A 23,472-nucleotide genomic window follows, 5' to 3' on the forward strand; every position below is an offset into this window, starting at 1 on the left:
AAGCAATTCCACTTATCAAATGTTAAATTAATCTCTCTTCGCGCGAATGCGACTCAAACTTACTTGCGTGATACCTAAATAGGATGCAATAAATTTCAAAGGTGCCCGACGTAATACTTCAGATTGTTCATGAGCCAAAAGTCGGTAACGTTCTTCCGCCGTATGAAATTGCAAATTCTCGATGCGCTGAATGGTTTGCACATAAGCACGCTCAAACAAGCGCATAAACAATCGCTCAATATCCCGGTGGGCATCATATAAAGCAAATAAATCCTGCGTGGATATCGACCAAACCTCCGAATCCTCCAACACCTGAATCGCTTTTTTACTCGGCAAGCCACCAAAAAGACTTTCAGCCCGTGCAATCAAACAAAATGGCTCATAAAAACCTTCTGTAACATCGTTCCCATCATGAAAATAATAGATACGCGCGAGGCCTGATTTCAAGAAATAGAGTGTTTTACAGGTTTGACCTATATGCTGTAAATCCTGATTTTTAGGAATAGATTGCGATTCGATAAGAGAAATTAAGGCCTCCTCGGACTCAGGACTTAGCCCTGAAATTTTCTTAAGATACGAAATCAGTACGTGCGACATAATTCGATTACTCATTTGTAGAGACGCGAAACCTCGCGCCTACTACCTTTATTTATCCTTCTCAAACCCTAAAGAAACCGAGTTTACGCAATAACGTAAGCCTGTTTCCGTGGGACCATCATCAAACACGTGACCTAAGTGGCCTCCACATTTGGCACAGGTGATTTCCACCCGGCGCATGCCCAAGGTCAAATCCGCGGTTTCTTTGATGACACCTGCTTTGATTTCTTTGTCGAATGAAGGCCAACCGCAATGCGAGTCAAATTTGGAATCCGATTTAAACAAGCGCGTTCCACAGCCCTTGCATGTGTAGTAACCCTTATCCACATGCATCAAAAACTTACCCGTATAAGGGCGCTCAGTACCTTTTTGGCGCAAAATGTAAAATTCCTCCTCACTTAATTTAGCCTTCCATTCTGCTTCAGAAGTTGGTAATTGATCCATCGATGGTGTTGATTTAGGTGCTTGGCTGCATGCTTGAAACGCAAGTGCCATAACAAACAAGAAATAAGAAAATGATTTCATAAGATTTCGTTTCAGATTAAACGAAAAATCTGTGCAATTGTTTTACTCGATCAAATCACCTAGAAACATTAAATACGGCGTCTCCGCAGGCGCATCAATGTCCTTATAGCGATGATAATTCCCCAAAATTAGATTTTGAATCGTTTTCTTCAAACGTTTCCAGCGCGCTTCGGGTAAGTTGGCCCGACGATCCCAATAATCAATGCGCGTATCCAAAGGCTCAAATCGTTGATTCGGAAATTTGGCAGAAACCGCTTTGCGAAGCTCAACCAGAAATTCCAATTTCTTCCGATAAGGTCCTACCTTATCCTCATGCGGGCGTTGAATCCGCTCCCAAAGGGATGGTGGCGTTCCTTGGTTTCCTTTCACTCCCACTTGCTGCTCTGAATGCAAACGGTATTGCACATAGGTAGCGGGAATAAAATCAATCTTATTTTCAAGCGCTGCCGATAAACCTATCCAGGCATCATGTAAGAAATAACTAGGAAGGTTGGTAGGGAAAGGCGTCACGCGATCTAAAAAACGCTTACGAACACCCATGGTACATCCGGTAACTCGGTTACCGTCCAACAAGATATCGACCGATTTGCCCATTTTCCAATCGCGCTGCTGCTCTTCCCGAAAACGGAAGGTAGACCACAAGCGTTTTCCTGAAATTTGGCCAAATTCATCCACCAAAACAGCATCCGTAAAAACGACTTCCGCATCTTCATGGTGATTAAAATAGGTCGCAATACGTTCAATTTTCTGTGGATCCCAAAAATCATCTTGATCTGCCGGGAAAATATAATCTCCTGTACACAGCGTAAGCGCTTTTTGGAAATTCTGATACGTACCTAAACGCGTGGGATTTTGATGAATTTGTAAGGGTAAACGATCCTTGAATTGCTCTAGAATCAACATGGTCCGGTCGGAAGAACCTTCATCGCACACAATAACCTCATCGGGTGGTAAGGTTTGATCAACCAAACTACTCAACTGTGTCCGGAGAAACTTCTCTCCATTCAAGGTACAAAGTGCAACAGATATCTTCAAAACTTATCCATTAATGGGCTTCCAACCAATTCATTCCAACGCCAATGCCCGTCTCAATCTTCACGCCTAAATCCAAGGCCTGACACATAATTTCATCAATGTGCGTACGAAGGTAATCAATTTCTGAAACATGCGCATCAAAAACCAATTCATCATGCACCGTCAAAATCATCCGAGATTTCAAGTTTTCCCGTTCAATAAACGCTTGAATCCGAATCATGGCTACTTTGATCATGTCAGCCGCGGAACCTTGTATCGGGGCATTGATCGCATTTCGCTCCGCAAAACTCCGCTCATTCATGTTGGCCGACAAAATATCACGTAAATAGCGACGACGACCTAACACCGTTTCTACATAGCCTAATTCGCGTGCATTCGTTATCGTCGTATCCATAAAGGCTTTTACCCCTGGGAACTCAACAAAATATTGATCAATAATTTCCTTCGCTTCCGTGCGTGATATTCCCAAAGAACCCGCTAGTCCAAAGGCCGACTGACCATAAATAATACCAAAATTGACGGCCTTCGCTCTTCTACGTAATTCCGATGTTACCTCATCTAAACCTACTTTGAAAACTTTGGCGGCGGTCGCCTTATGCACGTCGATTCCCTGATTAAAGGCATTTAACATCGCTTCATCCTGGGCAAATGCTGCCATGATTCGCAATTCGATTTGTGAGTAATCGGCCGATAATATCTGAAAATTCTCATCCCGAGGAATGAAAGCTTTTCGGATTTCCCGACCACGTGGCGTCCGAATCGGTATGTTTTGTAAATTGGGGTCCTTCGAAGACAATCGGCCCGTTGCCGTCACTGCCTGCATAAATGAGGTATGGATACGACCTGTTTTGGGCGAAATCAATTGGGGCAATGCATCGACATAGGTCGACTTCAATTTCTGTAATTCTCTGAAATCTAAAATCAAACGTGCAATTTCATGCTCCGCTTCTAATTTAGATAATATCTCCTCCCCCGTCTGGTATTGACCGGTTTTAGTCTTCTTAGCCTTGGGATCTAATTTCAGTTTCTCAAATAATATCTCACCCAATTGCTTGGGTGAAGCGACATTAAACTCCTGGCCAGCCACCTCAAAGATTTTTTGTTGGACCTCCCGCGAATCAGTCTCCAAGGTCTTCGACATTTCCTGTAAAAACGCCACATCCAAGTTAACACCCTCACATTCAATTTTAGAAAGCACCCGGGCTAATGGCAATTCTACTTCATTTAATAACTCGATGGCTTTGGGATTTTTCGCCAACTGCTCATCTAAGAAAGGCTTTAATTGCAAGGTTACATCCGCATCTTCCGCCGCATATTCCTTAATATCTTCCAAGGCTACATCACGCATATTACCTTGCTTAGCGCCTTTTTTACCAATTAGCGTCTCAATCGACAAGGGTTCATAGCTCAAATACGCCATCGACAAAGCATCCATGTTATGGCGTTTTTCGGGTTCGATGAGGTAATGAGCCAACATGGTATCATACGTGGCACCTTTGATTTCTACGCCATAATTAGCCAACACGCTCATATCATATTTGATATTTTGTGCGACTTTTTGAATGGCTTCATTCGCAAATAATTCCTTGAATAAATCAACCTGGGCTTGCGCCTCCGCTTGATCTGCTGGGAAAGGCACGTAAAAAGCCTCCCCTTTGCGGTAGGCGAATGACATCCCAACAAGCTCAGCCTCCACAGCCGTTAAGCTCGTCGTTTCGGTATCAAAACAAAAGCTTGTTTGCCTAGCCAAAAATCCAATCAAGGATTTAATCGCCGCTTCACCCTGCACTAAATGATATTGATGCGCCGTGTTGGCCAAATTATTAAAATGAGATACAGCTTCTTCCGCCTCATCGGACATCATGAAATCAGCCGGCGCGGCAACGGGTGAACCAAACATATCCATTTGATTAGCAGCCACCTTCGGGCTAGCTTTGGCTTTGGCAGCGACGGGTTCAGGTTCCTCACCTAAAATTCTCCGACGCAATGTTCTGAATTCTAACTCGTCCAACAAAGGTTCTAATAACTCCCGATTAGGCTCCGTTTTAATTAATCGCTCTTCTTCATATTCAATTGGAACTTCGCATAATATCGTTGCCAAATGACGCGAAAGCATCCCCTGTTCTTGGAAATTTTCCAAGTTTTCACGCAACTTTCCTTTTAATTTATCTGTATTTTTAAAGAGGTTCTCCATGGAACCGTATTCTTCAATTAGTTTTTGAGCAGTCTTTTCTCCAACGCCAGGTACACCCGGGATATTATCCACGGCATCACCCATTAAACCCAACATATCAATGACTTGGTCAACGTTTTGAATGTTCCATTTGGCACAAACCTCTTTGGGACCCAAAACCTCAACCCCCTTACCCATGAAGGCCGGCTTATACATTTTGATGCGCTCCTCTACTAATTGGCCATAATCCTTGTCGGGCGTCATCATATACACCTCAATTTCCGGATTTGCCCGAACGGCCTTTTTGGCAATTGTCCCGATGATGTCATCAGCCTCATAGCCATCTAAGATCAAAATAGGAATATCCAAGGCCTCCACTAATTTCTTCACATAGGGAATCGCAATCGTAATGTCCTCCGGTTGCTTTTCACGCTGTGCTTTGTAAGGCGTATACTCGATATGTCGGAAAGTAGGCGCCGATGTATCAAAAGCAACGCCCAAGTAATCAGGCTTTTCCTTTTGAATGACTTCCAAAATGGTGTTTGTAAAACCAAAAACGGCACTTGTATTTAAGCCTTTTGATGAAATCCTGGGTGTTTTAGCGAACGCAAAATGGGCACGATAAATCAGCGCCATGGCATCAAAAAGGAATAATTTTTTCATAGAAATTGACTAAATTTGAACGAGCAGAAAGCCCGCTCAAAGATAAGAAATAAAAATTCTGAATTATGAATTTAGCTGCCCTTCGTGAGAATTATCAAAAAGGTGAACTTTTGGAAACAACGGTACACCAAGACCCAATCGAACAATTTAAGATTTGGTTTCAGGAGGCTTCGAATGCCAAAGTTCCTGAGCCGAATGCGATGTTCTTGAGTACCGTGGGGCACAACAATAAACCGGCAGGGCGAATTGTCCTTCTAAAACATGTGGATGAGGCTTTCTCCTTTTTTACCAATTATCATTCCCGTAAAGGCGCAGAATTAGCTCATCATGCACAAGCATCTATTACCTTTTTCTGGGGTGAATTAGAACGTCAAATACGCATCGAGGGCCATGTACATAAGATGTCGGAGGTTCTTTCCACCGAATATTTCCACCAAAGACCTCGAGAATCTCAATTGGGCGCCTGGGTATCCGACCAAAGTTCCCGGGTGGAATCCCGTGAATATTTAGAACAACGCTATGCGGAATTAGCCAAAGAATTTGAGGGCAAGGAAATCCCCAAACCTGCCCACTGGGGAGGCTATGAATTGATTCCTGATTATTTCGAATTTTGGCAAGGCAGACCTTCAAGACTACATGATCGGATCGTGTATGAGAAGAATGGGCAGGCGTGGGAAAGATATCGTATTGCGCCATAAATTAGACATTAGACGTTGGACGTTAGACATTAGACGCAAGTAATTAGGCGATTAGCTTTAGACGTTAACCTCTTTGGCAAACCTTGTAGGATTGCCAAAGTTTGAGACGCATGCAATGCGGCGATTAGCATTAGACGTTAGACACTGGACCTTAGCTTCTTTGGCAAACCTTTCAGGATTGCCAAAGTTTGAGACGCATGCAATGCGGCAATTAGCATTAGACGTTAGACACTGGACCTTAGCTTCTTTGGCAAACCTTTCAGGATTGCCAAAGTTTGAGACGCATGCAATGCGGCGATTAGCATTAGACGTTACATTGGACATTGGACCTTAGACGTTGGACCTTAGCATCTTTGGCAAACCTTTCAGGATTGCCAAAGTTTGAGACGCATGCAATGCGGCGATTAGGCATGGAAGAGTTAAGTATAATATATTCCCTCGGACTAGTGAATGACCACTGTCTATTTTTATCAGTTTTTTAGTCTTTTATCGAATTAGACTTTTTTGTTTTTGCACCTAAGTTTGTTTTCAAATAAACCACATATGCAAAAGACACATCGTTACCCCCTTCCAGACCAAGATTCCGAACTTTCATTGATCGAAGATTCTCAATCAAGCGCAATTCCGAATTGGCATAAAATCATTGTCACCGAACGCCTCCGCACCCGTAATAAATCAGATAATTACGAAATGAGCTGGGAAGAAATTATTCAAAGACTTAAAAGCCAGCATGAAAATCTATAAAATCGTTTCGACACGCCAAGTTTATGTTGAAATGAACCAAAATATTTCGTGGTATAACAATCAGATAGCACTTTTAGGAACCTATTTCTTGAAGCAGATTTCTCAATCCATTGGGCTTATCATTCAATTCCCTCATTTGACATACATTCGCTATGCACCTAATATCCGTTGCTGTATTATTTCACAATTCCCCTATATGATTCATTACCAAGTAGATGAAGACAATCAATGTATATACATCATTGCGATTCTCCACATGCGGCGGAGAAGTAAGAGGTAAGTTTTGAGAGTGAAGAGTGAAGAGTGAAGAGTTAAGAGTTAAGAGCTAGGTTATACATTCGCTCGGACTAGCTACCTCCGGACTAGCAACTGCCAACTGACCACTGACTTCTGACCACTGACTACTGCCCTTCGGACTCAGGACTATTTCCCTCCGGACTAGCAACTGACCACTGCCAACTGACCACTGACTTCTGACCGCTGACTACCCCCCCCCCTTCGGACTCCGGACTATTTCCCTCCGGACTGACGACTAGTGACTAGTGACTGACCACTTTCCCCTCTCAACTCTTCACTCTTCCCTCTTAACTCTTCACTCCCCCTAGTCCTCCCTCCTCGGATCCACCCGCCAGCCGAGCTTCCTTAATTGCTGCACCCGTAAACTGCGATGCCCAAATTCCTCCATCACCACACCCTGCATCCAGTACACACCATTTCCCCGAAACGAATACTTCTTCAAATCTGCCGGAAAGTGCACCGTGTCAAAAAACTCACCCCGCACATCCACAAAATACCCGAAATACATACGGTCGCCCGACTTCGTCCGCGTCGGCTTTAAGGTCACTAAATAGCCCAAAATATCCCCGCGATCATACGCAAAATCCGCATTCAACAAGGTTTTGGGCAAGTCGGAAACCAAATCATACGGCGAACACAAAGGAAAACCCAATATCTCCCACTGATCAAAGGCATCCTCCGCCGGATCATGCAACAAATCCGGCAATACACCCAAATCCGACACCTCATCTCCAAACATCTCCATCGCTACCACAGGTGCCGCCTTTCCTTGAAAACGCGCATGCGCCTCCCACAACAAAGGCTTCTTCTCCACACCTAAATGTCGGAAAGCCCCCACCCGAATCAATAAAATCGCCTGCTCCAAGCCCAAAGAAACCCGATGCACAAAATCCTCCCAAGACCGAAACGGCCCTCCCTGCCTCCGCGCCTCCAACAAATCCTGAATCACCCGCTTCTCCAAACCCTTCACATGTACCCATCCCATCCAGACCACCGATCCGCGAATCGAAGTCAAATAATCACTCGCATTAATTTCCGGTGCCTCCACCTGTGCCCCACAGCGCCGTGCCTCATGCACATAAAACTCCGTCCGATAAAAGCCCCCAAAATTATTAATCACCGCCACCATAAACTCCAGCGGATAATAGGTCTTCAAATACAAACTTTGGTAACTCTCCACCGCAAACGAAGCCGAATGCGCCTTCGAAAACGAATAACCCGAAAAACTCTCCATCTGACGCCATACCTCCCGCGCCACCGACTCCGCATAACCCTTCGCCGCACAATTCACAAAAAAAGCCTCCCGAATCCGCTCAAATTCCGCACGCGAACGGTGTTTGCCCGACATCCCCCGCCGCAACACATCCGCCTCCGCCAAACTCAAACCCGCAAAATAATGCGCCACCTTAATCACATCCTCCTGATACACCATCACCCCATAAGTCTCCTTCATCAGCTCCCCCATCAAGGGATGCACGGGCTCATACGAATCCGGCGCATGATACCGCTCAATATAGGCCTTCATCATCCCCGACGACGCCACACCCGGTCGGATGATCGACGAAGCAGCGACCAAAGTCAAGTAATCCTCGCAGTCCAACTTCTTCAATAACTGCCGCATCGCCGGAGACTCAATGTAAAAGCAGCCCATCGTCTCATGTCGCATCAACTGCTTGCGCACCTCCTCATCCTGCATAAAATCCTGCACCCGGTGCACATCCACATCCACCCCACAATTCGCACGAATGATATCCACCGACTCCTTGATATGCCCCAAACCCCGCTGCGACAAAATATCAAACTTCGCAAAACCAATCTCCTCCGCCACATACATATCAAACTGACAGATTGGAAAACCCTTTGGCATAGGCTCTAAGGCCGTATACGCAAACAGCGGCTCTTCCGAAATCAAAATCCCCCCCGCATGAATACTCAGGTAATTCGGGAAGTCCAATAACAAATTCCCGTACTTCACAATCAACGTTTGAATCTCCGAACTCACCTCCCGCATCGCGGTAGCCGGATCGAGCCAAGCGTCTATCTCGGCTTTGGGAAGACCAAATACCTTCGCTAATTCCCGGTAAATCGACTTATCCCGAAACGTCACATACGTAGCGAGCAGACACACATGCTTCGCGCCGTAACGCTTAAAGATATAATCGATGATGTCATTGCGCTCATCCCACGAAAAGTCTATATCAAAATCCGGCGGACTTGTCCGATGCGGATTAATGAATCGCTCAAAATACAAATCCAAGGCCACCGGATCCACATCTGTAATCCCCAAACAATAGGCCACAATCGAATTCGCACCCGAACCTCGCCCCACATGAAAATATCCCCGCGAACGCGCATAACGTATAATATCCCACGTAATCAGAAAATAGGCATCAAAATGCAATTCGTGAATCACCTTCAACTCCTTCTCTACCCGCGCCTTCGCCTCCCGGTCCGATCGTGGATACCGATATCGCAACCCCTCATAAGCGAGTTTGGTCAACAAAGCCAAATCATCCTCCCGACTCGATCCATACAAGCGTCGGTTCTTCGGCATTTTAAAGTCAAAGCTAAAGGTGCAGTCGGCCAGCAACCGCTCAGATGCATCGAGCAATCCGGGGTAATCCCGACAAATCTCCCGCAATTCCGCGGGGGTGTACATTCGTTCATCCTCCTGCGCCTGCGCCTTCGGAGATAGCTTGCTCAATAAGACATTTTGGTCAATCGCCCGCAACAAACGGTGCATCGAAAAACCCTGCTTGTTTAAGAAAGTGACCGGTTGGCACCACACCATCCCACCCAAATCCTTTACATTCCACAAAGCCTTCAAATCGGTCCCACGAACACCCCAACGCTCGTTCTTGCCGAGGGTTTGCAAGCTCCGCCGCCGACTAAACGGAAAAATCGTCCACACATCCTCCCATTCCGGAGGACGATCCGGCCAATCCCCGCCAGCTAATAAAACCTGAGATGCAAAGGCATTAATCTGTGCCAAACCTGCCGGATTCCGTGCCAAACACACATAGCCTTTGGTAAATTCCATGCCCACCACCGGCTTAATCCCCGCCTCCGTACAGGCCTGCACAAAATCGAAAACCCCAGAAGCACGGTGAATATCCGTTAAGGCCAATACCTGAATACCACGCGCAACTGCCGCTTCCACCAGCTGCTCAGGCGAAAGCGTTCCATAACGGAGGCTATAATAGGAATGACAATTTAGGTACATGGCTATTCCGACTTAGGTACTAAAGCATTTCGACGCTCTCCGCGCTCCATCAGTCCACTCGCCCGTAAAACCGAGAAATCCCCGTAGCGATTTCGCAGATTGTCCATCGCCCCATACAAAGGCACCAAACGCGCCCCATCATCAAACAAACTCAACTGCTCCTGGCCTTGTAATAATTTAGAAAAGCGCACCCCAATCAGCCGAATCAACAGTCGGCGATCATACAATTTCTCAAACAATTCATGCACCGCCGGAATCAAGCGATGATCGCTCGCAGATGCCGGAATACTGATTTGTCGGGTATGCGTATCAAAATTCGAATAGCGTAATTTGACCGTGATGCACGAGGTACATTGGCCAAGTTTGCGTAGGTCATAGGCCAGTTGTTCGGTCAACGAACCCAAGATCCGGTGCAACAACTTCACATCCGTCGTGTCTTGTTCAAACGTAATCTCCTTCGAAAGGGATTTTTGTTCCGAATAAGGCACGACAGGACGTAAATCGATGCCATTAGACCGCTCCCACAACATAACACCCGATTTACCAAAAGTCCGTTCCAGGACCTTCAGTGGCATTTGACTCAGGGTACCCACATGGACAATTCCCATGTTTCGAAGGGTTTGGGCTGTCACCGCACCGATCATGGGAATCTTCCCAACCGTCATCGGTGCCAAAAAAGCCCGTTCCTCTCCCGGCAACACCTGGAACTGGCCAGCCGGTTTGATATGATTCGTGGCCACTTTGGAAACCGTTTTATTAACCGATAAACCAAAGGAAATCTGCAAACCTGTTTCCTTGTGAATCTTTTGGCGCAGATCCGTCGCAAATTGATACGAACCAAAAAAGCGCTCCATACCCGTCATATCCAAATAAAACTCATCGATTGACGCCTTCTCCACCACGGGCGCCCGGTCCATAATCATCCGCGTCACCCAATCCGAATGCTGTGCATATGCCTCAAAATCCCCGCGCAACACAATCGCATCCGGACATAACTTCAGGGCCATGCGCATCGGCATCGCCGAACGTACCCCAAAAGCCCGTGTCTCATAACTACACGCCGCTACTACACCACGGTCCGACAAGCCTCCTACGATCACGGGTTTCCCCACGAGACGCGGATCTCGAAGTCGCTCGACCGAGACAAAGAAAGAATCTAAGTCCATGTGCACAATGGCGCGCTCTTGCATAAATTTGGTAGCTATTTGTGTATTTCGAATACCTTTCGTAACTTCGATGAGTATACGATTAAATATTGGATACGAATTTTATTCATTTTAATTAAATAAGCAAATCGCATGAGCACTTTTTTTAGTCAGAATTTACGTTTTTTACGCAGCAAGATGTCCGAGAAAACATCGCAAGAAAAACTGGCTGAATTAATCAAAATCAAAAAGCCCACGTTGGGCTCCTACGAATCCGGCAGAGCAGAACCCAAATATGCCGATCTCATCGATATCGCTGAATTTTTCAAGGTTGAAGTAGACGAATTACTCAAGGAAGATCTTTCCAAAAGACTTCCCGGAATGGCCAACAAACCGAAGCTACGTATTTTAGCTACGACGGTGGATTCCAATAACGAAGAGAATATCGAGATGGTCCCCGTCAAAGCATTAGCAGGATACACCGCTTCTTATGATGATGTCGAGTTCATCCAAGAACTACCTACCTTCCAAGTTCCCTTCTTACCACGCGATAAAAAATACCGCGTATTTCCGATTAAAGGCGAATCGATGTTGCCCCTGCAACCCGGCTCACTTGTCTTCGCGGAATACGTAGAAGACTGGAACGCCATCAAAGACGGTACCATCTGCATCGTCGTGACGCGCGAAGATGGCGTCGTATTGAAACAAGTCATTAATCACTTAGCTGACCGCAAAGTATTGATCCTAAATTCGACGAATAAAACCTATGATCCCTATCCGATTCTCGGCGCTGAAATCCAAGAAATCTGGAAATTTGCAGGTTATTTTCACAGTGATTTCCCGATTACGGAGTAGAGTAGACAGTCGCTAGTCGCTAGTCATCAGTCGCTAGTCATCAGTCGCTAGTCATCAGTCGCTAGTCGTTAGTCCAAATGGAAATAGTCCGGAGGCAATTAGTCTGGAGGAACTAGTCCAAAGGAAAAACTTAAACAATTACACCACCGGACTTCGGACTTTTTGACTTCGGACTCCTTCCAACGTCAAACGTCTAACGTCCAACGTCTAATAATCATGATTTCAAAAATAGCTTCCGCCCTCGGCATCCAAGAAAACCAAGTACGCAAAACCGTCGAGCTACTCGACGAAGGCGCGACAATTCCCTTTATTTCACGCTACAGAAAAGAAGCGACCGGAAGCCTAGACGAAGTACAAGTTGCCCAAATACGCGACTTACGCGACCAATTTGTCGAATTGGAAAAACGCAGAGAGGCCATCCTAAAATCACTCAAAGAATTAGATAAACTCAGCCCCGAACTCGAAAAAGCCGTTCGCGGAGCAGAAACCCTCGCCAAACTCGAGGACATCTACCTACCCCACAAACCCAAGCGCAAAACACGCGCCATGGCTGCACGGGAAAAAGGACTACAGCCTTTGGCAAATAAACTATTCGAACAACGCATGCTCGAACCCGAAGTTTTGGCTGCAGAGTTCTTAGATGATACCGAAGAAGCGCTTGCCGGAGCACGCGATATTTTGGCCGAAGAAATGATGGAAACGGCCGAAGCGCGCGAAGAAGCACGCCAACTGTTTTCACGCAAAACCACCGTCAAATCCACCGTCGCCAAAGGCAAACAAGATGCCGGAATCAAATACAAAGATTACTTCGACTGGTCAGAATCTTTAGCCCAAGCTCCTTCCCATCGAATCCTAGCCCTATTTAGAGGCGAAAATGAAGGAATATTGAACTTGAATCTGGCAGGCCCCGACCAAGATGTGCTCGACAAATTAGACCGTCGTTTCATCAAGGGAAATAATGCCTGTGCCCGACAAGTAACATTAGCCATCCAAGATGGCTACAAACGCCTACTCATGCCGGCCATGGAAAATGAAATGCGGGCAGAGGCAAAGAAACGTGCCGATGAGGAAGCGATTCGCGTCTTCGCGGAAAACATACGCCAATTACTTCTAGCAGCACCCCTAGGCCAAAAACGCGTACTCGCACTCGACCCAGGATTCCGTACCGGCTGTAAAGTGGTATGCCTCGACGAACAAGGTACGCTCCTAGACAATACTGCCGTATTCCCCCATACAGGTCCTGGACAAGCACAAGAGGCAGCTCACACGATCAGCGCTTGGGTAAAGAAATACAAAGTGCAAGCCATCGCGATTGGCAACGGAACAGCCGGTCGGGAAACGGAAACCTTTGTCCGAAATTTAAAACTTGAGGGGGTAACCATCATCATGGTCAACGAAAGTGGTGCTTCCATCTATTCCGCGTCTGAAGCTGCTCGAGACGAATTCCCCGACAAAGACATTACCGTTCGTGGGGCGGTTTCCATTGGTCGCAGATTGATGGATCCACTGGCCGAATTGGTTAAAATTGATCCAAAATCAATTGGTGTGGGACAATACCAACATGATGTTGACCAAAAGAAATTACAAGCCTCTTTGGACGACACAGTCATCTCTTGCGTAAACTCGGTAGGTGTCGAACTGAATACCGCATCCAAGCAAATCCTGTCCTATGTTTCGGGTCTTGGCCCTCAATTGGCCCAAAACATCATCGATTACCGAACCAAAAACGGTCCCTTCATCAAACGTTCTGATTTGAAAAAAGTGACACGTTTAGGCGAAAAAGCCTATGAACAAGCCGCCGCATTCTTACGCATTCGCCACGCAAAAAATCCTTTAGATGCAAGTGCTGTTCACCCAGAACGCTATGACATCGTGGAAAAGATGGCGAAGGATTTGAATTGTAAGGTAGCCGACTTATTGGCCAATGAATCCCTTCGCAAGCAAATCCAATTACAGAAATATGTTACAACTGAAGTGGGTATGCCTACGCTAACGGACATCTTGGCTGAATTAGCAAAACCCGGTCGGGACCCGCGTGAACAATTCGAGGCTTTTGAATTCACAGAAGGCGTGAATGAAATCAAGGACTTACGCATTGGCATGAAATTGCCAGGTATCGTAACAAACATCACGAACTTTGGTGCCTTTGTGGACATTGGCGTACATCAGGACGGATTAGTCCACGTAAGCCAGTTGGCCGACAAATTCGTCAAAGACCCCAACGAAATCGTTAAAGTAGCTCAAAAAGTCATGGTGACCGTGACCGAAGTAGATGAGGCGCGAAAACGAATCGCTTTGAGCATGAAGAAATAAAAAAAAGCCCTCACAATCACATGAGGGCGTTTTTTACTTTTTACAGCAATTAGGGAGCTTATCGAAGCTCTTTTTTAATGCTTTAACTTCGTCGGCATCGTAGCCCGTTTCAGCGATGACCAATTTAATCTTCGCCACGTCAATCTTATCTGGATTATACACCACGGTGATGTTCGATTGATCTTCGAGATTCAAATCGGCCTTTTCTACCCCTTTTGTTAATGCCAAATTCTTTTCGATGCGCTCCTTACACATCTCACAAATAGCAGACGTTTTAATTTTCACAGTTTGTGAAGGCCCTGCAAATAACCCGAAAGGCAAGAACAGAAAAAATAATATATACTTCATTCAATTGTTTTTTTTAACCCCAGGCTTCAGCCTGGGGAGTATAACCTATTTTTTAACCACTTTTAAATCCATCGTGCAAGCTGGACACTTCCCTTTTTTCGTATAGGTTTTAGTTCCTTCGCACTTCATTGGACATTGATAAACTTCCTTTTTCTCTTCTGTCTTTGACTTTTTAGACTCTTGCGTTTGTGCAAATGTTCCAAACATTGCAAAAAACATTCCGGATACTAAGATGAACTTTTTCATGATATGATTAATTAGTTGATTTTATAACGTAATCCTGTGTAAACCATGCGACCTGCTACGGGCCCCCAAACCATTGTGGCATCAAATCCACGTGCAAATGGATCCGCTGCGCCCATGATCGGATTAGGCTGTGTAAAATTAAAAAGATTTTCTACTCCGAGATACATTTCCCAATGTTTAAATTGACGCGTTACTTGTCCATAAACCATCGAAAAGGCGGGTGCGCTCACTTCGGGAGCATCTCCAGTATGCACATAAGCATTTGGGATCCGACGTGCTCCACTCCATTGCCAAGTCAAATCAAACTTCCAGATATCGTATTTCGTGGCATAAGCCAAGTTGACAAGCACACGATCCCGATTTAAGAAAGGTTTTGTCAATCTTCTCAAACTTCCATTTTGACCCCAATAATCCGAGGCAACATCCTGAAAACGATAAGCCGTTTTCCATTCTAAACGTGGCAGCGGACTATAATTAAATTCGATTTGCGCACTTTTGGCATAGGAAACTCCTGGACTCGAATACATCCGAATGGCATGAGCAGTCTCCATATCCACCATCCATTGATGGGTAAAATCCGTTTGGAAGTAATCGAACACAAGATTCGCCTTTCGATTGCCGATTGTAAAATCATGGGATAAACTAACACCATAATTCCAGGCTTCTTCTAATGGATTTAAATCAGCCCCGACCTGCAAATAGCGGCTATTCGCCAAAAAACCCATGTTTTCTGCCAAAGGATTCACGCGTCGCCAGCCCTTCCCTAGTGACGCTCGCATAATCCAATTCGCTGCGATATCCCATTTGGCATGCATACGAGGCACCCATTTCGTCCCTAATTGATTATGAAAATCGATGCGATTCCCTATTACAAACGTAAATTTATTGGGAATAATGAGCGTGTACTCACCGAAAAACCCAGGGACTAATTCAGTCCGGGCAAAACTCGAATCCAAGTATCGCTCCTGGTAAGCATCATACAAGAAACTGGCACCTGCCTTCCAGGTATGATTCGTATTGGAAATCATGGATTGATAAATCAAATTCCCAAACATACTCTGTTCCCGACCCGCATATTGCTTAAAAGCAAAATAAGCGTCATTTTGATGTTGGCTCGTGGAAAGGATTAAACCTACACCCTTCCAAGGCTTCGTCGGAAACAAACGTGCGATTTTAGCAAATGCCTCGAAACGGCCGGTATTACTCCCAAATCCATATACTTGGTAGCGGTTCGATTGTTGTTCATCGAATCCATTTTGTCCCGCTAAACGCGTTTCTCTTAAATAACTAGCCCCTGCTTGAACCATCCAATGTTCCGTGGCATACTTCCATCGGTTCATCACATTGATTAAATTAAATAAAGGTAAATCCATAAACCCATCACCATTCCCATCGATCCGAGCGGCTTGTTGGGAATAATGCGTCAACAATGCCGTCGAAAGTTTCCCATTGAATTTATGTGCAGCTTGTTGGTTTACCTCAAAACGCCCCTGCGAATTCCCATAAGCATTTAAAAAATAAACCTCCGAGGTATCCGGTTTCGCCAATTCCATGTTGATCGCCCCCGTCATGGATTCATAACCATTGACGACGGAACTTTGCCCTTTGGATAAATCGATCGAACGAATCCAGGTCCCCGGAATGTAATTGAGACCGTAGGTTGATTTCAACCCACGAATGGAAGGCACATTCTCCACTTGCGTTTGCACATAGGTTCCCGAAAGCCCAAGTAACGAAATCTGTTTGGCCCCCGTCACGGCATCTGAGAAATTGACAGATACACTGGCATTGGTTTCAAAGCTTTCGGAAAGATTACAGCAAGCTGCCTTGGCAAGGGTTTTCATCGTCAAAACTTCCCGACTTTGAATGGATTGCACATCCTGTCCACCCGGACTTGCGACGACTTTAACCTCAGAAAGCTCGGAATCTTGCGCACGCAAATGCACATGGAAGAATTGTGGCTTTGTAACCCAAACAGAATCAGCTTTAAATCCTACGGAGCGAATGTACAGCCAACCCGGAAATTGTTGAACCTTGATGGAAAACATGCCATTCGTCCCGACAATCCCTCCTTTTTTATCAGGTTGGTAATAAACGGTAGCACCCGGAAGGTCTTCCATATTGCCAGCATCATCCAGACTCATCACCCGACCGGTGATTTCTTGAGCCATGGCCTGCGAACATAGCAGGCAGAAAATAAGTATATATTTTGAGAACATGATTAATCGATGTTTAGTGAATAAAATGATACCATTTTATTCGACTAAATCCGATAAACCTGTAAATGTGCGCGCCGAACCGTTTGCGATTTTACGAAGAACGACGAGGAGTTTAGATTACACGCCTCTTGCCCATCAAACAATGGCTCGGGCGCAGCAGAAAAGACGTAAACTTTACCGGGTGCAATGTGATTAATTACCTGCTTTTTTGATGCAAAGGCCGACTGATTTTTAAGTTGAAAATGCTTATAATGAAAACATGGAGTTCGCTTGATTTCAGATTTTCGACTATTATTTAAAGGCTTTTCTGTTGCCCACGATAGTTTTTGAATACCCGTAAATAAACAAGTAGCCTGCGACCATGCCACCCCGATACTGCTCAGCAAAAGCCATGCAGTCAAGAAGATTAATAAGCTACGTTGTGTCAAGCTGCGCATAAAAATAAGGCATTGAACCTTTCAAACGATAAAATCTTGCTAATTGTTCAATGTAAGCCTAAATATAAGTAAATTCGAACAAATGAAAAGCCTTTTCCATCATATCGTCATTGGCAGTTTGCTCAGTATTTTCGCTGCAAATACCACAATGGGACAAAGTCCACAATACCGATATTTAATCCTTTTTAAAGACAAAAAAGGAAGCGAATATTCAACGAGTCAGCCGCAAGCATTCCTGAGTGCGCGCGCCCTAGCAAGAAGAGACAAAATGCAAATTAAAGTCTCAGAACAAGATTTACCTGTAAATCCAAGCTACATCAGCCAACTAAAAATGCGAGGCGCCCAAGTTCTTTACCCACTTAAATGGATTAATGGTGCCGTTATTAAAACAGACCTTGCAACACTACATACCTTATTGCGATTGCCAAGTGTAAGCGGATATTACAAAAACATGGCGTTGGACTCATTGCCAAGCCAACTTTCCAACAACCTTAATCGTACACTAAGCAGCACTGCACAACCTGATTATGGTACGTCTTCGACACAAATAAAACAGCTGGGTGTTGATGTAATGCATGAAACGGGCTTCAAAGGCGAAAATATTCTGATAAGTCTTTTGGATGATGGCTACATGGATGCCAATACCATTCCAGCAATGGGCGCCGTATATCAAGAAAAAAGAGTTTTATCAACGCTAACAACTGACCCAACCAGAAAGTCGGTTTACGAATCTGGTTCACATGGAACTGCAGTTATGAGTACCATTGCTGCACAAGTCCCTGGAAAACTCTATGGGACGGCATACATGGCAAACTTTGCTTTGGCTCAAACGGAAGAAAGCCAACACGAATTATTGATCGAGGAAGCCAATTGGCTACGCGGTGCAGAATGGGCAGATAGCTTAGGTACAGACATTCTAAGTTCATCGCTGGGATACACAAAATTTGATAACCCCAGTTATGACCATAGTTACCAAGACATGAATGGGAAAACGGCATTGAGTACGCTTGCCGCATTGTGGGCAAGTAGACGTGGAATTATTTGCACGATTTCTGCGGGAAATGAGGGTTCGGGTAGTTGGAAATACATTTCTTCCCCGGCAGATGCCGATTCGATCTTAACGGTAGGCGCAGTAGACAGAACGGGAACCCGTGCCGGATTTAGCTCCATAGGTCCCAGTTTTGATAATCGAATCAAACCCGATGTAGCCGCCATGGGCATATCAACGATTACAGCATTACCTGCCGGGACCATTAGCCCACTCAATGGAACTTCCTTCTCTGCACCTTTAATGGCAGGCCTTGCAGCAGGCTTAGTACAAGCAAATCCCACAAAAAATGCGTGGGAAATCATGCAAGGGATCCGACTTTCTGGATCAATTGCATCGAAACCAGACAATTACCTCGGCTTTGGAATTCCAAATTTTGAGCGTGCAAGCAAAATCATCAGTCCGATTTTAAGTACAGAACCAAATCAGCTACCTGAAATATTGGTCTTTCCGAACCCGCTTGCTACAGGTCAGCAATTACACATCCAACATCCTTACACGCAAGCCTTGCAAGTAGACATCATCTCTCCACAAGGCTCTGTTGTACAAACACTTACAAATATTCCAACTTCCTTCGAAATTTTCCTTCCACCTTTCATTTCTGGTAAATATTATTTTAGATTTACATCGGAAGCAGGTAGCCAAACGATCCCTGTACTCTTAAACCTATAATCTATGAAGTCAAGGTTTTTATCATTGGATATCTTGCGTGGGATTACATTAGCAGGGATGATTCTCGTTAATACCTCCGGAAACGGCAACTTTACATACGCGCCTCTGTTACATGCTCAATGGCATGGTTTCACTCCCACGGATCTCGTATTTCCTACTTTTTTGTTTATGGTTGGGGTTGCGATGCGCTTCTCATTTAAATCTTTTAATTATTCACTAACACCACGTGTTCGATCAAAGATTATCAAACGAACATTGATGCTTTTTTTCATCAATTACGTGATCTTTTATTTCCCATTCACGGACTTCTCTATTGAAAAAATGCGATTCCTGAATGTCTTACCGCGTATTGCACTCTCCTATTGCGCCGTTTCCTTCATTACGTTAAGTGCTCCCTCGACTTGGCTAACACGCATCAATGTGGGGATTCTATTCACTTATTGGGCTATCATGGCATTTTTTGGCGACACGAATGTGCCCTATGAATTAAGTACAAATGCGGTTTTAAAATTGGATTTATTTTTATTTGGACCCAATCATCTATATCATGGAAATGGAATACCTTTTGACCCAGAAGGATTATTAAGTACACTACCGGCCATTTCAACGTGTTTATTAGGCTATCAAGCGAGTATGTACCTGGAAAAACAACGTGCGATTAACAAATCCCCTTTAGCCAATTTACTCGTTTATGGTCTTGCATTAATTGCAATTGCCTTGATTTGGAATAAGGTTTTTCCCATCAACAAAAAACTATGGACAAGTTCTTTTGTCTTATTATGTGCGGGCATTGACTTTATATTAATTGGGCTTTTAAGTTGGTGGATCGAAACCAAAGAACGGCACTTCGCGAATACCTTCTTCCTTGTTTTTGGCACAAATTCGATACTGGCCTACGCCATTTCTGAGGTATTAGCCATTCAAATGGGTAAAATTGAAATGCCAGAAGGGAATGGGGTGACCGACTTGGGCTCTTGGCTTTATTGGCATTTATTCGAACCCGTTTTCGGCAAATACAATGGTTCTTTGGCTTATGCCATCAGTTTTGTATTGGTGTGTTGGTCGATATGCTACGTATTTTACCGCAAGAAGTGGTTCTTAAAAGTTTAGGCGAAGAGCATCGCCGCACCAAAAACACCAGCACTATCGCCTAATTTGGGCTTAAGGATCGGCGTTAATACCTCGCCAGAATTAAAGATGTATTTTCGAATACGGTTATACCCTTCCGAATAAAGTAGATCAATATTTCCTACCCCCCCTCCGATAACAATGACATCGGGATCGATCACATTGATTAAGGTAGAAACTGCCCGACCAAAATTTTCAAGCATCCTTTCTACCGTGGCTTCCGCAGCAGGGTCTGATTTTGCCTCATAACGCTGCATGATTTCAGGCATTCGTCTAGCTTCACCCGTTTGATTGAAATAAAACTGTTCCAAGGCAGGTCCAGATATGACGTGCTCTACACACCCCGACTTTCCGCAATAGCAGTCAAGACCATTCTCCTCCAATATGTTGTGCCCCCACTCGCCACCGATACCATGTAGTCCACTCACAACTTTTCCATGGGCAACTAAACCACCACCGACGCCGGTACCCATAATAATACCAAAAACCATTTCGGCATTTGGATTTACATCCTGAACAGCCCCCAGCAAGGTTTCTGCTAACGCAAAGCAATTGGCATCATTCGCAAGTTTCACTTCACATTGCAAAATGGAAGCTAAATCAGCAGCCATGGGCTGGCCATTCATGCAAACCGTATTACAGTTCTTCATCGTTTGTGTACGCGGATTTAATACGCCAGGCGTAGCAAATCCGATGCGCGAAGGGCGATAACCCAATTGGGATGACACGCGGTCGACCAATTCTTTAACTTGATTCAAAATATGTGTATAGCCAAGGCTTGCCTCTGTATCTATCCGTTCACGAATCAGGACCTCTGCAGGATTTGAAGCGTTCAAGACGGCACACTCAATTTTCGTGCCGCCCAAATCAATCCCCCATAAATTAGCGTCTGTTGTCTTCATTGTCGAATATACTCAAATAACTTAAATAGCGGCTGGTAGCGATGTCGCCTTCCTCCACGGCTTTTCGAACGGCACATGCCGGCTCGGATAAATGAAGGCAATTATTGAATTTACAATCCCCTAAAAGTGCCCGCATTTCAGGAAAATAATGCGCGAGTTCCGCTTTTTCCATTTCGAACACCCCCATTTCATTAATTCCGGGACTGTCAATCAAATAAGTTCCCGGGTTCATTTCCCACATGGTCGAATAGGTCGTTGTATGAACTCCTTTTTGGGCAAAATCAGAAATCTCTTTGGTCTTAATTTGTAAGCCTGGAGCCACTAAATTCATTAAACTTGATTTCCCTACGCCTGAATGACCAGCCAATAAAGATACTTTGTTCTGAAAAATAGCTTTAAACTCTTCAACCCCCTGATTTGCGGGAATGGACGTAAATAAGATCCCATACCCGAGTTCCTGATATAATCCCGCATATTCAAATACCTGATCTTGCTCTTCCTCTGAAAGCAAATCCATTTTATTGAATACAATTTGAACGGGAATACGAAAAGCCTCGGCTGTTACCAAAAAACGATCTAAAAATCCCAAGGATGTTTTGGGGGATTTCAAGGTCATGACAAAAATCGCTTGATCCACATTCGCCGCCATTAATTGACCTTGCGCTGTTTTATGAACCGATTTCCGGATGATGTAATTCGTACGCGGAAGAATCTCTTCAATGACCACCGTTTCATTCGCAGCATCCTCCACGGCATACATGACATGATCTCCCACAGCGATAGGATTAGACGTTTTAGGCCCCTTTAATTTAAATTTGCCCTTCAGTCGGCCCGCAAACACCTTCCCTGATTCCGAACGAACTTCGTACCAAGAACCTGTCGATCGCATGATGAGACCTTTATTTAATTCCATGGCTTTGTTCGATCAAGTAATTCATAATTTTTTGCGTCGCACCTGCTTGAAGACTAACGAATGTTCGAGCTTGAACCTGTTTATTTACAAACACATCCTCAGCATCATAGATTTCACGCATTTTGCGCGCTAAGCTAGTCATATCGGCAATCGGGTAGGCTAAACCAAATTCAACCAAATCGCGTGCTTCCTTAAATTTAGTATAATTTTTATTGCCAAAAAACACGGTAGGCCCGTATACGCTGGCTTCCAACGTGTTGTGCAATCCGGCACCAAAGGCTCCACCGATGTAAGCAAAGGACGCCCCACGGTAAATCTGAGACAAATAACCGACTTCGTTAACGATCAGCACTTGCGCATCTGACCGAGGTGATTCCGTTGAAAACTGCGTAGGTAATTGAATGGCCGACTCCCATTTCTTCAATTCATCCGCATGAATTTCATGGGGAACGATGACCCATTTAAACGGAAATTCGTTGGAATTAATCAGTGGAATCAAAACATCCATATCGGCCTGCCAAACGGAACCTAACACCATAAAAGCCTGATTATTAATAAATTGATTTAATAAAGACCAAGGTTTGGGCTGACGCAAATGTTGGACAACCCGGTCAAAACGCGTATCTCCTCCCACTTGAACATGGGTCAAAGCGATGGAATCCAACAGCGCTTTCGAATGATCATCCTGGACAAAAATTTGAGTAAAGCATTGTAGTAGCGACCGAAAAAATCCCCCATACCAAGTAAAAAAAACTTGATTGGAGCGAAATATGGCTGAAATCAAAATCGTAGGTATCGCACGCTGACGAAGTCCCTGTAAATAAAAATACCAAAACTCATACTTGACAAAAATTGCCACAGAAGGTTTCGCTAAATTCAGAAAGCGCTCACTAGCACGAGCCCCATCCAAAGGCAAATAGCTAACATAATCAACCCCTGACGTATTCTTACGAACTTCATATCCGGAAGGCGAGAAAAATGTAAGCAAGATAAAATGGGTCGGGAATTGTGCTCGATAGGCCTCCATGACGGGTTTGCCTTGTTCAAATTCCCCCAAGGATGCGGTATGAAACCAAGCAACAGGCTTGGTGTTGTCGCGTAAAGCTTTCTCCAAACCTTCCCAAACGTCAGATTGCCCCGCATTCCACAATTGAGCTTTAGGTTTCACATAGGAAACAAGCCGCACTAATTGTCGGTACAAAAACAAGGCAAAAGAATACAACCAAACTCTCAAGTTTTTACTAAATTTGATGTTGAATCAATAAAATTACTAAATAAGCAGCATACTGCC

At 44.7% G+C, this 23,472-nt stretch carries 21 protein-coding genes; 8 read left to right on the forward strand and 13 right to left on the reverse strand.

Going from position 1 to position 23,472, the window contains the following annotated elements; translation table 11 throughout:
- Positions 1-27 precede the first annotated feature (27 nt).
- Genes PQG45_RS05680 through polA form a run of 4 tightly spaced genes read right to left on the reverse strand, consistent with a single transcriptional unit; the run spans position 28 to position 4,993 of the window.
- Positions 28-597, reverse strand: a complete 570-nt coding sequence (locus PQG45_RS05680; RefSeq protein ID WP_315577486.1) for a Crp/Fnr family transcriptional regulator — start codon at positions 595-597, stop codon at positions 28-30.
- 48 nt (positions 598-645) lie between these two features.
- Positions 646-1,122, reverse strand: coding sequence for a peptide-methionine (R)-S-oxide reductase MsrB (msrB, locus tag PQG45_RS05685; RefSeq protein ID WP_315577485.1), 477 nt, complete (start codon positions 1,120-1,122; stop codon positions 646-648).
- Positions 1,123-1,164: 42 nt separating this feature from the next.
- Entirely contained in the window at positions 1,165-2,157 is a 993-nt protein-coding gene (locus PQG45_RS05690; protein ID WP_315577484.1) for a glycosyltransferase, read from the reverse strand.
- Positions 2,158-2,167: 10 nt separating this feature from the next.
- Positions 2,168-4,993, reverse strand: coding sequence for a DNA polymerase I (gene polA, locus PQG45_RS05695; protein WP_315577483.1), 2,826 nt, complete (start codon positions 4,991-4,993; stop codon positions 2,168-2,170).
- Positions 4,994-5,058: 65 nt separating this feature from the next.
- On the opposite strand from polA, the gene pdxH reads away from it, so the two are divergent.
- From pdxH to PQG45_RS05715, 4 genes are all read left to right on the forward strand, one after another.
- Entirely contained in the window at positions 5,059-5,691 is a 633-nt protein-coding gene (gene pdxH, locus PQG45_RS05700) for a pyridoxamine 5'-phosphate oxidase (RefSeq protein ID WP_315577482.1), read from the forward strand.
- A gap of 73 nt (positions 5,692-5,764) precedes the next feature.
- Entirely contained in the window at positions 5,765-6,025 is a 261-nt protein-coding gene (locus PQG45_RS05705; protein WP_315577481.1) for a hypothetical protein, read from the forward strand.
- 209 nt (positions 6,026-6,234) lie between these two features.
- Positions 6,235-6,435: a hypothetical protein gene (locus PQG45_RS05710; protein ID WP_315577480.1), complete on the forward strand. Its 201-nt coding sequence runs from the start codon at positions 6,235-6,237 to the stop codon at positions 6,433-6,435.
- Positions 6,422-6,715 carry a type II toxin-antitoxin system RelE/ParE family toxin gene (locus PQG45_RS05715; protein ID WP_315577479.1) on the forward strand — a complete coding sequence of 98 codons (294 nt, stop codon included), beginning with the start codon at positions 6,422-6,424 and terminating at the stop codon, positions 6,713-6,715. Before PQG45_RS05710 ends, PQG45_RS05715 begins: the two co-directional genes overlap by 14 nt.
- A gap of 321 nt (positions 6,716-7,036) precedes the next feature.
- Here the strand turns inward: PQG45_RS05715 and PQG45_RS05720 are convergent, their stop codons facing one another.
- Positions 7,037-9,955 carry a DNA polymerase III subunit alpha gene (locus PQG45_RS05720; RefSeq protein ID WP_315577478.1) on the reverse strand — a complete coding sequence of 973 codons (2,919 nt, stop codon included), beginning with the start codon at positions 9,953-9,955 and terminating at the stop codon, positions 7,037-7,039.
- Positions 9,956-9,957: 2 nt separating this feature from the next.
- Positions 9,958-11,145, reverse strand: coding sequence for a DNA polymerase IV (gene dinB / locus PQG45_RS05725; protein WP_315577477.1), 1,188 nt, complete (start codon positions 11,143-11,145; stop codon positions 9,958-9,960).
- Positions 11,146-11,253: 108 nt separating this feature from the next.
- On the opposite strand from dinB, the gene PQG45_RS05730 reads away from it, so the two are divergent.
- Together PQG45_RS05730 and PQG45_RS05735 are read left to right on the forward strand one after the other, a co-directional pair.
- The gene (locus tag PQG45_RS05730; protein WP_315577476.1) at positions 11,254-11,955 is read left to right on the forward strand and encodes an XRE family transcriptional regulator; all 702 of its coding nucleotides are present in this window, start codon (positions 11,254-11,256) and stop codon (positions 11,953-11,955) included.
- A gap of 216 nt (positions 11,956-12,171) precedes the next feature.
- Positions 12,172-14,268, forward strand: a complete 2,097-nt coding sequence (locus tag PQG45_RS05735; RefSeq protein ID WP_316070442.1) for a Tex family protein — start codon at positions 12,172-12,174, stop codon at positions 14,266-14,268.
- A gap of 33 nt (positions 14,269-14,301) precedes the next feature.
- On the opposite strand, the gene PQG45_RS05740 is transcribed toward PQG45_RS05735, so the two are convergent.
- The 4 genes from PQG45_RS05740 to PQG45_RS05755 all read right to left on the reverse strand — a co-directional run bounded on the left by PQG45_RS05740 (position 14,302) and on the right by PQG45_RS05755 (position 17,518).
- The gene (locus tag PQG45_RS05740; RefSeq protein WP_316070443.1) at positions 14,302-14,553 is read right to left on the reverse strand and encodes a heavy-metal-associated domain-containing protein; all 252 of its coding nucleotides are present in this window, start codon (positions 14,551-14,553) and stop codon (positions 14,302-14,304) included.
- A 108-nt stretch (positions 14,554-14,661) separates the two neighbouring features.
- Positions 14,662-14,862: a heavy metal-binding domain-containing protein gene (locus PQG45_RS05745; protein WP_316070444.1), complete on the reverse strand. Its 201-nt coding sequence runs from the start codon at positions 14,860-14,862 to the stop codon at positions 14,662-14,664.
- Between the two features lie 11 nt (positions 14,863-14,873).
- A complete protein-coding gene (locus PQG45_RS05750) occupies positions 14,874-17,033 on the reverse strand; it encodes a TonB-dependent receptor (protein ID WP_315577472.1) in 2,160 nt (719 codons plus the stop codon).
- Positions 17,034-17,125: 92 nt separating this feature from the next.
- Entirely contained in the window at positions 17,126-17,518 is a 393-nt protein-coding gene (locus tag PQG45_RS05755) for a hypothetical protein (protein ID WP_315577471.1), read from the reverse strand.
- An 82-nt stretch (positions 17,519-17,600) separates the two neighbouring features.
- Here PQG45_RS05755 and PQG45_RS05760 point away from each other — a divergent pair, with 82 nt between their 5' ends.
- Together PQG45_RS05760 and PQG45_RS05765 are read left to right on the forward strand one after the other, a co-directional pair.
- On the forward strand, positions 17,601-19,238 hold the full coding sequence (locus tag PQG45_RS05760; protein WP_315577470.1) for a S8 family serine peptidase: 1,638 nt from the start codon (positions 17,601-17,603) through the stop codon (positions 19,236-19,238).
- A gap of 3 nt (positions 19,239-19,241) precedes the next feature.
- On the forward strand, positions 19,242-20,348 hold the full coding sequence (locus tag PQG45_RS05765) for an acyltransferase family protein (protein ID WP_315577469.1): 1,107 nt from the start codon (positions 19,242-19,244) through the stop codon (positions 20,346-20,348).
- Here the strand turns inward: PQG45_RS05765 and PQG45_RS05770 are convergent.
- The 3 genes from PQG45_RS05770 to PQG45_RS05780 are packed head-to-tail and all read right to left on the reverse strand — an operon-like array spanning position 20,345 to position 23,415.
- Positions 20,345-21,268, reverse strand: a complete 924-nt coding sequence (locus PQG45_RS05770) for an ROK family protein (protein ID WP_315577468.1) — start codon at positions 21,266-21,268, stop codon at positions 20,345-20,347. The genes PQG45_RS05765 and PQG45_RS05770 overlap by 4 nt on opposite strands.
- Entirely contained in the window at positions 21,249-22,181 is a 933-nt protein-coding gene (gene rsgA, locus PQG45_RS05775) for a ribosome small subunit-dependent GTPase A (protein WP_316070445.1), read from the reverse strand. Before rsgA ends, PQG45_RS05770 begins: the two co-directional genes overlap by 20 nt.
- Entirely contained in the window at positions 22,168-23,415 is a 1,248-nt protein-coding gene (locus tag PQG45_RS05780; RefSeq protein WP_315577466.1) for a 3-deoxy-D-manno-octulosonic acid transferase, read from the reverse strand. The genes rsgA and PQG45_RS05780 overlap by 14 nt, the downstream gene beginning before the upstream one ends.
- Between the last annotated feature and the right edge of the window lie 57 nt (positions 23,416-23,472).

This window comes from Aquirufa regiilacus (assembly GCF_032470275.1).
GTDB classification, from domain to species: domain Bacteria; phylum Bacteroidota; class Bacteroidia; order Cytophagales; family Spirosomataceae; genus Aquirufa; species Aquirufa regiilacus.

Excerpts from the sequence above, each read along its gene's own strand:
- PQG45_RS05760 (WP_315577470.1), top strand. The coding sequence starts at position 17,601 with ATGAAAAGCCTTTTCCATCATATCGTCATTGGCAGTTTGCTCAGTATT.
- dinB (WP_315577477.1), bottom strand. The coding sequence starts at position 11,145 with ATGCAAGAGCGCGCCATTGTGCACATGGACTTAGATTCTTTCTTTGTC.
- rsgA (WP_316070445.1), bottom strand. The coding sequence starts at position 22,181 with ATGGAATTAAATAAAGGTCTCATCATGCGATCGACAGGTTCTTGGTAC.
- pdxH (WP_315577482.1), top strand. The coding sequence starts at position 5,059 with ATGAATTTAGCTGCCCTTCGTGAGAATTATCAAAAAGGTGAACTTTTG.
- PQG45_RS05745 (WP_316070444.1), bottom strand. The coding sequence starts at position 14,862 with ATGAAAAAGTTCATCTTAGTATCCGGAATGTTTTTTGCAATGTTTGGA.
- msrB (WP_315577485.1), bottom strand. The coding sequence starts at position 1,122 with ATGAAATCATTTTCTTATTTCTTGTTTGTTATGGCACTTGCGTTTCAA.
- PQG45_RS05720 (WP_315577478.1), bottom strand. The coding sequence starts at position 9,955 with ATGTACCTAAATTGTCATTCCTATTATAGCCTCCGTTATGGAACGCTT.
- PQG45_RS05715 (WP_315577479.1), top strand. The coding sequence starts at position 6,422 with ATGAAAATCTATAAAATCGTTTCGACACGCCAAGTTTATGTTGAAATG.
- PQG45_RS05765 (WP_315577469.1), top strand. The coding sequence starts at position 19,242 with ATGAAGTCAAGGTTTTTATCATTGGATATCTTGCGTGGGATTACATTA.
- PQG45_RS05680 (WP_315577486.1), bottom strand. The coding sequence starts at position 597 with ATGTCGCACGTACTGATTTCGTATCTTAAGAAAATTTCAGGGCTAAGT.
- PQG45_RS05710 (WP_315577480.1), top strand. The coding sequence starts at position 6,235 with ATGCAAAAGACACATCGTTACCCCCTTCCAGACCAAGATTCCGAACTT.
- PQG45_RS05730 (WP_315577476.1), top strand. The coding sequence starts at position 11,254 with ATGAGCACTTTTTTTAGTCAGAATTTACGTTTTTTACGCAGCAAGATG.
- polA (WP_315577483.1), bottom strand. The coding sequence starts at position 4,993 with ATGAAAAAATTATTCCTTTTTGATGCCATGGCGCTGATTTATCGTGCC.
- PQG45_RS05770 (WP_315577468.1), bottom strand. The coding sequence starts at position 21,268 with ATGAAGACAACAGACGCTAATTTATGGGGGATTGATTTGGGCGGCACG.
- PQG45_RS05750 (WP_315577472.1), bottom strand. The coding sequence starts at position 17,033 with ATGGCTCAAGAAATCACCGGTCGGGTGATGAGTCTGGATGATGCTGGC.
- PQG45_RS05755 (WP_315577471.1), bottom strand. The coding sequence starts at position 17,518 with ATGCGCAGCTTGACACAACGTAGCTTATTAATCTTCTTGACTGCATGG.
- PQG45_RS05735 (WP_316070442.1), top strand. The coding sequence starts at position 12,172 with ATGATTTCAAAAATAGCTTCCGCCCTCGGCATCCAAGAAAACCAAGTA.